Source organism: Tardiphaga sp. P9-11, assembly GCF_008329525.1.
In the GTDB taxonomy this organism is placed as follows: Bacteria; Pseudomonadota; Alphaproteobacteria; order Rhizobiales; family Xanthobacteraceae; genus Tardiphaga.
In genome coordinates, this window is record NZ_NPKQ01000015.1 from 1 (window position 1) to 11433 (window position 11433).

The 11433-nt window shown below is 57.0% G+C and carries 9 protein-coding genes and 1 pseudogene; 8 read left to right on the top strand and 2 right to left on the bottom strand.

Annotation, left to right across the window (positions count from 1 at the left end):
• Positions 1–193 precede the first annotated feature (193 nt).
• Positions 194–889 carry an AAA family ATPase gene (locus CIW50_RS27560; RefSeq protein ID WP_246664489.1) on the top strand — a complete coding sequence of 232 codons (696 nt, stop codon included), beginning with the start codon at positions 194–196 and terminating at the stop codon, positions 887–889.
• A gap of 1 nt (position 890) precedes the next feature.
• The gene (locus tag CIW50_RS27565) at positions 891–1295 is read left to right on the top strand and encodes a hypothetical protein (RefSeq protein WP_149534352.1); all 405 of its coding nucleotides are present in this window, start codon (positions 891–893) and stop codon (positions 1293–1295) included.
• A gap of 72 nt (positions 1296–1367) precedes the next feature.
• Here the strand turns inward: CIW50_RS27565 and CIW50_RS27570 are convergent, their stop codons facing one another.
• A complete protein-coding gene (locus CIW50_RS27570) occupies positions 1368–1562 on the bottom strand; it encodes a hypothetical protein (protein WP_149534353.1) in 195 nt (64 codons plus the stop codon).
• Positions 1563–1686: 124 nt separating this feature from the next.
• Between CIW50_RS27570 and CIW50_RS27575 the strand changes: the two genes are divergently transcribed.
• From CIW50_RS27575 to mobQ, 6 genes are all read left to right on the top strand, one after another.
• Positions 1687–2145 (top strand): hypothetical protein, encoded by a 459-nt coding sequence (locus CIW50_RS27575; RefSeq protein WP_149534354.1) that lies wholly within the window; start codon positions 1687–1689, stop codon positions 2143–2145.
• Positions 2146–2317: 172 nt separating this feature from the next.
• The gene (locus CIW50_RS27580; RefSeq protein WP_149534355.1) at positions 2318–3565 is read left to right on the top strand and encodes a replication initiator protein A; all 1248 of its coding nucleotides are present in this window, start codon (positions 2318–2320) and stop codon (positions 3563–3565) included.
• Positions 3566–4332: 767 nt separating this feature from the next.
• A complete protein-coding gene (locus tag CIW50_RS27585; protein ID WP_149534356.1) occupies positions 4333–5187 on the top strand; it encodes a hypothetical protein in 855 nt (284 codons plus the stop codon).
• Positions 5188–5305: 118 nt separating this feature from the next.
• A complete protein-coding gene (locus CIW50_RS27590; protein ID WP_149534357.1) occupies positions 5306–7597 on the top strand; it encodes a T6SS phospholipase effector Tle1-like catalytic domain-containing protein in 2292 nt (763 codons plus the stop codon).
• A 15-nt stretch (positions 7598–7612) separates the two neighbouring features.
• Positions 7613–8365, top strand: coding sequence for a hypothetical protein (locus CIW50_RS27595; RefSeq protein WP_149534358.1), 753 nt, complete (start codon positions 7613–7615; stop codon positions 8363–8365).
• 122 nt (positions 8366–8487) lie between these two features.
• Positions 8488–9837, top strand: a complete 1350-nt coding sequence (mobQ, locus tag CIW50_RS29665; protein WP_149534359.1) for a MobQ family relaxase — start codon at positions 8488–8490, stop codon at positions 9835–9837.
• A gap of 91 nt (positions 9838–9928) precedes the next feature.
• Here mobQ and CIW50_RS29915 read toward each other — a convergent pair.
• Positions 9929–11320 (bottom strand): annotated as a pseudogene (locus tag CIW50_RS29915) (type IV secretory system conjugative DNA transfer family protein); the annotation flags it as partial.
• Positions 11321–11433 lie beyond the last annotated feature (113 nt).

Consider the following 11433-nt stretch of genomic DNA (forward strand, 5'->3'; position numbering starts at 1 on the left):
CAGCTTACCAGCTTACCAGCTTACCAGCTTACCAGCTTACCAGCATTCTGTGATGCAAGGATCACACAATACCTTGATCCTTTTGCTAACGGGGGATTAACAGTATGACCGCATACTCCTATGCTGGGAATCAAGGATCACAGAACGACGGCATCAAAGTCTCACAGCATGCTGTCATAAAGCGACCTGAAATATGAGTGCGCAACAGCATACCAGCATTCTTGGATTAAATTTAGAAAAGGGGTTAGATATGAAGGTGATAACACTTGTCACCCAGAAGGGGGGAAGCGGAAAGAGTACCCTCTGCGTATCTCTCGCGGTCGCGGCACACGAAGCGGGGCACTCGGTGTGCATTCTGGAAATGGATAGGCAAGCTACGGTGACGCAGTGGGCTAAGCAGCGACACGGCATGGATCCGGAGGTCGCGCAGATCTCGGCGGACAAGCTAGATGGGGCTTTGACCAAGCTGCGCACAGTCGACTGCGAATACGTTTTCCTGGATACGCCTGGCATCGATAGCCCCGGAACCAACCTTGCGATCGCCGCATCAGACCTGTGTTTGGTGCCTTGCCGGCCGACGCCGGCTGACCTTAAAGGCGTGGCACCGACGCTCGGCGCCATCTTCCGCCTCGAGAAAGACTTCGCCTTCGTTCTCAACCAAACCCCGCCGAAGGGCATCCGCATCAAGGAAACCGCGGAAGGCCTCAGCAGTCTTGGTGTCCTGGCGGATGTAAACATCGTCATGCGCAACGATCACCAGGACGCCATGGGCAAAGGGGAGGGGGTCACCGAATTCAATCCTACGGGACCAGCGGCCGAAGAAATTCGCAAGCTCTGGGCCTGGATCGACAACCGAACGAAAGCCATCCCGCATGTCAAAGCAGCCTAGGATGAATCTTAAGGACCTGATCGCGGCCGAGGTCGTCTCGGTGCAGCGTCCTGCTATTGAAGTTGAAGCCGCGCCATCAGAGCCGGAGGTAAACGTCGAGGCCTCGGTTTCTGCGGTAGAGGAGGCTCCGGCCGCCCCTGCGCCGGCGCGGCAGAGGGTCGTTTCACTCGCTCCAAGAAGGCCTGCCCGTAAGCCCACTCCCGTGGTGCGGAAAGGGGAGGGGACGATCCGGGAGCGAGCGCGGCAGCTATCGCTCTACTTGGAAGAACCGGTTTACGATCAGATCCGCGAGATTGCTCACGTAGAGCGCGTCAAGATGCACCAGTTAATCCTCGAAGGCGTCGACCTATTGCTTAAAAAGCGAGGTGCACCTTCGATCCGTGAACTAATGGACATGACTGGATAACAGTATGCTGTGACACCAGCATACTCGATGGACAAAAGAAAAGCCCCGCAAATGCGGGGCTTTTCGTTTGAGTCAGAGGAAGAGCCTGAGTCGCTCCCGATCTGAACCGTCGGGATTCTGAATGATGACCTGGCGCCCACTCTTGTGGGCTTCCAGGAGGGCCGCATAAGCGGTCAGGGCATTACGGAACACTTCCGCAGTGCTGGTGGCGTGCGATGCTTCCACCAGCTCATCGATCTTCCTTTGAAGTCCGTCAGGCACGGTCACGTGAAGTCTTGCCACGGACCGAGAATTCCGGGCTGGCGCCCCACCTGCGGATTCAGACGCATCCGCCGTTTTGGTTGCCATTATCAGCCTTTCTAAACGAGATTTGGCCCCGGAAACACACTGAGTGTGCGAATCCGAATTCGCCAGTTGTTACCAAGCACCGAAATACAGGCATTTTTGTGCCGACGCAACCATTATCGACACACTGAGTGTGCTTTCAGTTGACATATGGCTGAGCCTTCGTATACGGTTTTCAAGCCCGATCAAGGGCGGATTATTTCCTTACCACCCAATTGGAGAAGACCATGACGAAGACATTCAGCAGACAACCCAAAGCCAGGAGTCACCAATGGGTTCGGATGAGGATATACGCGACGTCACGCTAGAAGACCTCCGGCGGCGGTTCGGCTGCCCGGAGCTAGAGTATCTCGAAGTTGAAAAGGAGCCTGAGAATGAAGACCGGCCTCCAAGCAGGGGTTCCGGGTATATGAGCCGCTGGGAAACGTTGATCATGGGGGTGATCGGCAGCTTGCTGGCGAGCTGGATTTGGGCGGCGATCTGGGGCGGATCGAGCGGGATGTGACTAATTGTTTTGAGCGAGATGTGACGCGAGTAGTTTTGAAAAGGCCTGGCGCAAACGCCAGGCCTTTTTTACGCTGAGACTATGCAGTTGGGCGTTGCCTAAATTGCGCACAGCTAAAGCAAAAAAGTGTCGAAGATTTCCCCCGACTCGGTGTTTCGCGATAAGGTGAGACATGGCCCGGCAGAAACTCTCATTGAAGACGCGCGAAGAATTCGCGGACCTGTCTTTGCACGAGAAGAACGCCTACCTGCAGGAAGTGGCCGCCCAGGTGTCCCGGGCTCGCGACGAAGAGCCCAAGCCGCTAGATAAGGATTCCCTCGCCCGGCTCCGTCGCTTCTACGCCCGTCGAAGCATGGCTGATCTCAAAGCTCCCGATAAGAACGATCCGCTCGGCGCGGCGCTTTTGCGGCTGGCAGAGGCCATTCGGTCTGAGGAAATCCAGAAATACGTGCAGCACGAAGTCCCCAGCACACCGCGGCCGATCGTGCGGCAAGCGCCCGTCGACGACGCGCAGATGATGTTCTTTGTGCCGAGCGTCCACGATGCACCGGTCAAGGATGACCTCAACCTGATGGACATCGCGCCCTTCGCGCTTTCCAAGACGTCAGGGGAGGGGGTCATTCGCTACGAGCTGAAGGACTCCATCATCACCGTAGAGGGCGGAGCCAGCGTCGGGCTTGCGACGGCGTACGACTACGACATCTTCATCAATATGGTCTCGCACCTGGCTGCGGCCATGCGAAACTTCCACATCGATGACAAGAAGGGCCTCCGGCCTGGGCTTCCAGCGCGGCTTTATAGCCCGAATGCATCCGAGATCCTGAAATTCTGCCGACGCGAGCTCGGCGGTAAGCAGTATGAAGACCTTGAGCGTGCTCTCGATCGCCTGCAGGCGACGCGCATCAAGATCACCAACCTCGATCAGGGTAATGGCAAGGGCGGCAAGCGCCGGGAGGTTCAATCCTTCCCGTTGATCGGACGCTACAAGGTCGTCAGCCGCACCACCCAGGACAGGATTGATCAGGTTGAGATCGAAATTCCGCAGTGGGTATACGAAGGGGTTGTGAAAGCAGATCGGTCGGCGCCGTCGATCCTTACGCTGCATCCGGACTACTTCCTGATCGCCAGGCCGATCGCCAAGTTTATCTATCGGCTTGCCCGAAAGGCTGCTGGTTCGACCGTCGCCGTGTATGGCTTCCCGGAGCTTCACCGCCGCAGCGGATCAAAGCTTCCCGCCCACAAGTTTCGCCAAGCGATCCATGAGATCGTTGCCGCGGCGAAGGACAATCCTCTGCCCGATTACGACCTGGTCATCGAGCAGGGCGAGAAGTCCGAACTCCTGCGGATGCGATACCGCGACGGCAAAGAAAAGCCGAACATCTCTGACAGCTCGACGGTCCTGCACTCAGCGGTACTCTGACAAAATCACCGTACTTCGGTCCGGCGGATTTGGCATGGATTCCGTACATCGATCCGCGCCTTTTTGCCAAAAATACCGGGAACTTAGATCGGATTTGGCATGACTGCCGTACTTCGATCCGTATCGTTTTGACAAAAGCGGCCGTACTTCACTCCGCAGCCTTTTGTCAGAACGACCGTACATCGGTCCGCGCTGGAATGACAAAAACGCCGTACTTCGCTCCGACTCAGATTGCCATAAAGGATCTCGCCGCGGCGGGGTCGATCCGTTTTTGTCAACCCGACCGTATTTCGGTCCGCCTTTTTTTGACAAAAATGGAGGCATCGGAGGGCTGTGGATAAGTCGAAATGCGCCGTACTTCGATCCGCGAAATCCGTACTTCATTCCGCCAAACGCGTACATCAATCCGTCATCACCGTACTTCGGTCCAAAATGGTGGCTTAACCTACTGTAGCGGCTCGGCTTTTTGTTCCTAAAACTGTAGATAAAACTATTAAAACAGATTTTTAAAACGCCTACGGCTGACAGAATTGAAATTTGGATTTGAAGAAGAGGGCTCCGCCGTACATCACTCCGTTTCTCCGCTTGGCAAAATTCCAGATCGACGTCATCTTTGCTCCAGGTTGAGTCCCAGGGCAGATGATCAACCGGCGCACAACCCAAAGCATTGACGGCGATCGATGCAACCACCTACTGTGCCAATGGGTGGGGGGACTTCAATGCGTCCATGGATTTGGGCACCGCTGTGCTTGAGCTTGTCGGCATGCATGACCTTTCCGGAGTCAGCGGAAAGAACTCGGCTCGATCTCAAGGCATTCGTCAAATCGATCGAGTGTGAGCTGGCTGCGGCCGCCTTATCCCCGGCAGGGAGAAAGCGGCACCTCAAAGCTTGGAACGTCCTCACCGATCTCAATATTACATTGGAACGCAGCGTCTCGGCAGACGGCGTAGTTACGGTTGGGGTGCCAGTCGGCCCCGGCGGACTGGGAGTAACGCCGAAGATTGGTGGAACTGACACCGACATGCGGATCAACACCCTCAAGTTTGCGACATCCGTCACGACAGCTGTCGATCATTACGGCAATGACTGCTCTGGCGACGATCCTTCCGAAACCAATATGGGATTGTCCAACTGGATCCAAGGAACGTTGGCAGCCATCGACGCAGACGATCTCGTGACCATAAGCTTCACAAAGCAGTTCAACATCGTCGTAAACGGCGGCGTCCGTTTTGGTTACACGCTGGTCCCTGTGACGAACACAATTGATACCGCCGCGGGTTTCTCGACCTACCGCGACTATACAAACAGGTTCACGATCGCACTCACTCCGCCGGCCGAACCGGCAAAGCCGCTGAAAGTCGCGGTGACCAATTGGCCAAAGTCGGTGACTATGGCGCCGGCGATCACCACGGATCCCGTTCCTGGAGGCGGCAAACCGGGCGGCACGACGTTTTTCTTGAATCGGACGCCAAATCCTCCTGTGCTTGTGATTGACCAAGATAGGCGAGGGGGACGTTCATCTTCAGGCCGCCGGCTGGATACGCCTCGCAATCGGGTGTTGCAGGACCCTATCATTCGCAACGAAATCAACAGTAAGTCGCCGATTTTCCTGCAGCAGTGACAGTCCGTCGCAAAGGCAGCGGAGCGTCAAACTGAGCGCTCTATTTTTGATTGCATGACGTTCATGTTACAACGAGCCTGGCGATGAGATATGTCGGCGCGGGGTCGCGGGGGCGGAAGTGTCAGCAGATAAAATTGTAATCTTGTCCGATGGGACGGGAAATGCGGCGTCGAGCGTCTGGCGCACGAACGTTTGGCGCGTCTTTCAGGCGCTCGACCTGCGAAGTAACAAGCAGGCGGCCAAGTATGATGATGGTGTAGGCACCTCATCATTCGTGCCGTTGGCTATCCTTGGGGGTGTGTTCGGCTGGGGTCTGAAACGCAACGTTCTGGACGCATACAAATTTATCTGCCGCAACTACGACTCCGTTGCACCGTCACAGATCTATCTGTTCGGCTTCAGCCGGGGCGCCTTTACCGCAAGAGTGTTAGCGGCGCTGGTTCTCGATCAAGGCCTGGTGATCGCTGATACAGAGGCCGAGCTGAATAATGGTGCGGTCAAAGCATATAGGGCCTACCGCGCTAAAGGATATCACTCGATTTGGCGGATCGAGGTCATCTTTCGAGCGATCCGCGACTACGTTTTGGTACCGATCGCGGATAGGTTTGGCGGGCGCAAGTCTTACTCCGAGATCAAGTATACATCCGTCCCGTCGATCGAGTTCATTGGGCTATGGGACACCGTTGCCGCCTATGGGCTGCCGTTGGATGAGATGACCCGCGGCATCAGCAATTGGGTATGGCCGCTTGAGCTTCCGAACCGCGTTCTAAGCCCTAAGGTCAAGTTCGCGCGCCACGCCCTGGCGCTTGATGACGAACGAACGACGTTCCACCCGGTTCTTTGGACTGAGCAAGTGGCCGGCGAGCCAGCGCCAAAGGTCCCAACGACCGTCAGCGCAGAGCGGCTGGTGCAAGCGTGGTTTGTCGGTATGCACGCCAACGTTGGTGGCGGCTATCCCGACGACGCGCTCGCCTATGTCCCTCTGTTTTGGTTAGTTAAGGAGGCGCAGAAACACGGTTTGACATTCAAAGAGGCGCCTTTCGCCGATCCAGACGCGGTCAGGGCAATAGAATCATCACAAGATAAAGATGGCCGCCTTTACGATTCCCGTGCCGGCGTTGGAGCCTACTATCGGTATGGCCCCCGAAAAGTTGAAGATCTCTGCAATGACCCATCGGTAGGTGTCAGTGTTCCGATGCCGATGATTCATGAAAGTGTCTTCGGACGAATCGACAGCGGCGCCAACGCTTATGCGCCGATCGGTCTTCCATCCAACTATGTGATCCTTCGTAGCGATGGGACGGTCGAAAGGCTGGGCGATAACACCTTTGAGACACCAGCCCAGGCCGTCGCAAGGCACGCCCGGCAGGAACGGTTGTGGAATTATGTTTGGATGCGACGCCTCGCATACTTTGCAACGCTTGCGGCTTCTTTTCACCTCGCGGCGTTTTGGTTGTTTCACGACCGTCAGCCAGCGCATGAATTCGCCTCGAGGTTTCGTCTCGTTTCCGAAACCGTGCGCTTTATCGAGTCATTTCTGCCGAGATCCTTCCACTGGTGGACGGATTGGTACGCAGCGAATCCAGAGTGGTTTCTGGGTGGAATAGCGCTTGTGGCGCTTTTCATAGGCATCGGCTCGATGCTGAGTGGGTGGATTACCGACGGTATGCGAGTGGTCTGGCATTCGCGGGGCGGTCAGGCCGCCGTACCGCCAGGCTTCGGTCATGACGTTATTTATTGGTTTCGCAATCTCTGGATATACAGGTCCATAATCTGGTTAGGGAAGCGGCACGTCCTGCCGCTTCTCCTGGCCCTATTGACGGTCTGGATAGCGGCGACTGCGCTGAGCCATCTGCTATTTAATATAGCTGACTCGGCCGGCGCCTTCTGTAACGGTACGGCACCAAGCAGCCCTCCCGAACAGAGGCCGAAACCTGTCAATCTCGGTGTTCCTCAACAAGCGAACGACTTCTCGACCGATGCGCTGTGCGCCCCAACGGGCCTAACTTTAAGGGCGGGCCACGACTACGAGATCATGATCACGATCGATATGCCGTGGGCAGACAGTTCGATCACCACCACGCCGTTAGGCTTCAGAACATCGTCGCTTGATGGGACGCAGCAATGGGCTTTTCGTAGCGCCATCCTGCTCCGCAGAGTTCTTTTCAGGCCGTGGTTCCGACTCATCGCGCGTATTGGCGAAACCGGCGTCGACGAACATTTCCTGGATCCGATCCGGATGAAGGGCAGTGAGCCCTCACAATACAGAGCCAAGCTCACGGCGGCTCGCGACGGAGAGCTGTTCTTGTATGTAAATGATGCCGTGGTCGGTCTGCCGTGGATCCATTCGATCTTCTACGGCCCTAACAACAATCGCGGGACTGCAAAGGTTACGGTCAAACTGTTGTAGCAAGGGGAGGCACTCATGAGCGAACCCGACCGTCCGAAGCCCACGCTCGTCAAAGCTAGATGGTGGCGACGTCTGCTGCCGTTGTCCCCGTACGCTTTGGCTGTTTGGACGGTACTCACCGCGGCAGCTTCTGCGGGATGGCAAATTTATGAGGCGCATCAGCGGGTCGTTGCAGCTGAAGCCGCAGCAGACAAGGAGGCGAAGGGGAGAGCTGTTGCCCAAGCCGAAGCTGACCTCGCCAGGAAAGAGGCGCGTGAAGAGGCGGCTCTCAGCCGCCGTGTTGAGAGTCAGCAGCCCTTTTTAAAGCGAAAGCTTGACACATTCTTTGAAGCGATCCAGGCGGCCGGCAAGCTTACTGACAACGATCTTGAGCCCAAATCGCTTAAATGGCAGGACGCCGCAAACAGGTTTTGGCAGTTGCGCTGGGGTGAACTCGAGATGGTTGGTGATCCGGGGGTGAGAGATGCCGCCCGGCGGGTAGGACAGCAGATCGTGGAGATGGAATACGAGCCGTCTCGCGACCGTCGCGATCTGCGATGGGCCGTCGAGTGTCTCGCTGACGAACTCAGGCTGGCTACTGAGCACGCTTGGGGGATTGATAACGTATCGCAACGCATGACGGCGTTGCCGTCCCAGGCCCCTGTATCCAAGCTACCAAGCGGCTGTACCCTGGGTAATCGTCCGCCGACCCATTTAGAGGGGATGGCGCCGCTGATGGCGCCTGGAAACAGCCGCGCGTTGATGCGTGATGGCAATTTCGCTCGTTGAGCCTGCGGCCGTTTCATCACAGTGGGACGCTGATTACCTGATTGGCAGGTCAGTCTGGGAGCGATCTTGGGAGGCTCAAGTTGACTTAGACTAAGGGCGCACTTATACATTGATTAATCAATGTGGTGTTTTCCGCCACTTTGGGCGGAAAACAAAGGAAGTATTCAGCCTTGGCCTCGTTCCATATTTCGGTGCAGGTGGTGAAACGCTCGGCAGGTCGTTCGGTTGTTGCCATGGCGGCCTATCGCAGTGGCCAAGCTCTGAAGGACGAGCGAAACGATGCTGTCCGTGACTACTCGAAGCGCCGAGGAGTAGCGCACGAAGAGGTCATGGCACCCGAAAACGCAGCACCATGGTTGAAGGACCGGGAAAAGCTTTGGAATCATGCCGAGCAGCTCGAGAAGCGCGAGGACGCGCAACTTGCTCGCGAGGTCAATTTGGCTTTGCCCCACGAGCTGAAGCCGGAAGAACGGTTGAAACTGATTCGGGAATTCGTTCAGAAGGAGTTTGTGGATCGCGGTATGGTGGCAGACGTCGCCATCCACGAGCCTGTAACAGAGAAGGGTGACGACCCCCGCAACCACCATGCTCACGTGTTGCTGACCATGAGGAAGGCCACCTCCGAAGGTCTCGCCGCCAAGAAGAGCCGCGAATGGAATAGCAGCGAGTTGCTCTCTGGTTGGCGCAAAAGCTGGGCAGAAATTCAAAACGCTTACCTTGAGCGTGCTGGGCACCGTAGCCGGGTTGATCACCGTTCGCTGCGTGTCCAGCGAGACGAAGCTGCCCGGAACGGCGATCGTCGCCTCATGGCGCTGCTTGATCGCGAACCAGAGATCCACGTTGGGGTCCGCGCAAGAGCGGCGAGCCGGCGTGGCTACAAACCGGCCAGCAAGCAGCGAGTGGTGGGCGTCAGGCAGCAGCCCGCAAGGGAGCAGAAGTTACCAGTGCGGGCCCCGGGATTCGTCACCAGGCCCGGCTGGGTTTTCGGGCTACCAAACCAGCAGAGTAAGCAAACCGGCCCGCAACGGGCCGGACGCGCCATCAATTATCCGGCGATCGACAGAGGTAGCCGCGTGGACTGGTTGACCAACCTGATGCTTGGCAACAACGAGCGTGCAAAGGAACGCATCGAGAGGATTGACCGCCAGACGGCGCGCTTCCGGCGCCGACTGGATTACTGGGAGCGAGGGTTCAGCTGGCGCGTCGAGGGCGCTATCAAGGGAAAGAAGTTCCGGTATCATCGCGCAATGACGGCGAGCCAGGAGCGTGCTCGCAAGCAGCATGCCGAAAAGCGCAAGAAGCAGATTCGCGAGATCATCGCGCAGCTGGAGAATGTCCTGGTTGGTTTACGTGGGGGAAGGGAAGGCGTCCTGACCCGTCGGAAGGCACTGTACCGCTGGCAGGATCGGTTAGCTGTGGCCGTTGATCGGGCGCTTGGCGGTCGCCAGTCAGATGGGCGGACACGAGAGTAGGTCGCCATTTGTCCCATCGTCCCCACCACCCTGGCCGATTCCGATAGTCTATTCGACTAAGGCGGACAGGGAAGGGAATGTCGCGAAATTTGGCGACGAGCTGGGTCACCGGCAGTCTTTGGACTTCAGACGGGTCAAGCAGCCAGTAGCCGCTTTCAGTCTCGCCTTGCTGTTCGTGGTGTCTCAACCACGCGTCGCTGCTGTGTGAAGTGCCGTGTGACTGCGAGAAGGACGTCGTGTGGCCCAACATGTTCGCTACGTATGTGGCGGTCTCATTGTCGTTGACGCCAAAAAAGACTCTGCATGAGGCGTTTGCAAGGAAGGCGGCGGCTCTCGCGCCGTAAACGGCCATAACTTGAGGGAGATTCTGCCAGATCAGGACGGGGGTACAGTAGGCGCGCAAGAGGCCTGACTGTCTCTCCAGCGGTTCCAGAGCTCCGAGAACCGCAACTTCGTCCAGGAGGAGAAGAACCTTATGGCGCGGTCGCGGCCGTGTTTTACCACGTGTTAGTGCATTCAGCACGCATCCCGTCATCACGCGCAACCAACGTTCGTAAGTGGCGAGCAACTCCTCATCGACACAGAGGTAAAGGGTCGTAACGTCATCAATCAGTTCATCGAGGGAGAAGGTTGAATAGGCAGCAAGCTGGCCGGCGGGCGATCCAGCCGACCATTGCTCCGTGGCTTTATGGACGTTTGACAGGATACTTTTAAATTCGGGGGTCGCGTCACCGTAGCTAGTTGAGGCTTGGCTCAAAAAGCCCGCCGCGATTTCGGCTGCATGGAGCGATCGTGAGGTCTGAGAGATCTCGCTCAGGGTTTCAAAGAAGGTCTCTGGCGCCCCGACCGAGATGGATCTGACGCTGGAAAGCGTCCTCGTCTCGGGTGGCTCATGGAGAACGTGAAGTATGAGCGCGGTGAGAAGCGAAATAGCCTTGTCGTCCCAGTGGGCCTCCCGCGCATCCGGGCGGACCATGAGTTTTGCCAACGCTGTGGCGTCGTCTGTTTCGAGGGAGGTGCCTATGCGAATCATATCCATCGGATTGAAGCGTTCGGATCGGCTTAAATCTGTCGGGTTCAGCATCCTGACCTTCCCTACGCGGCCGCGATGCCGATGCGTGACGGCGTAGTTCTCCCCTTTGGGGTCGGTGACTAGGATGGAGCCCGGATAATCGAGCAGTGTTGGTATGACCACGCCCAGGCCTTTTCCGGCACCCGTTGCCGCGAAAACCATCACGATGCCATCCTTCGTGAAACGCACAAGGCGATCCCATGACGTCTTGCCGATAACCGGCCCCGCACCAGAGAGAGCCTTACGCCATATCAGTTCGAGGAACGTCGCAAATCGGGCGGTGCCATGCGCACCGTTCGGTCGGGCAGTCCGGCTTACGCGCGCCACTCTCTTTAAAAGCCAGAACGCTAGGCGCCAGGTCCATCGTATGATGAACCAGAGCACCTTGAAGAGCAGCCATATGATAGGCATTCACCAAAGCTGACATAGCAACGGTGAGGAATGCCAGCCCGACTGCTTGTGCAGGCATCAGTCACTGATCGTTCCAAATCAATTCCGCGAGTGGTGTAGCGCAAACGCAACGG

Excerpts from the sequence above, each read along its gene's own strand:
- CIW50_RS27560 (WP_246664489.1), top strand. The coding sequence starts at position 194 with ATGAGTGCGCAACAGCATACCAGCATTCTTGGATTAAATTTAGAAAAG.
- CIW50_RS27565 (WP_149534352.1), top strand. The coding sequence starts at position 891 with ATGAATCTTAAGGACCTGATCGCGGCCGAGGTCGTCTCGGTGCAGCGT.
- CIW50_RS27580 (WP_149534355.1), top strand. The coding sequence starts at position 2,318 with ATGGCCCGGCAGAAACTCTCATTGAAGACGCGCGAAGAATTCGCGGAC.
- CIW50_RS27585 (WP_149534356.1), top strand. The coding sequence starts at position 4,333 with ATGACCTTTCCGGAGTCAGCGGAAAGAACTCGGCTCGATCTCAAGGCA.
- CIW50_RS27595 (WP_149534358.1), top strand. The coding sequence starts at position 7,613 with ATGAGCGAACCCGACCGTCCGAAGCCCACGCTCGTCAAAGCTAGATGG.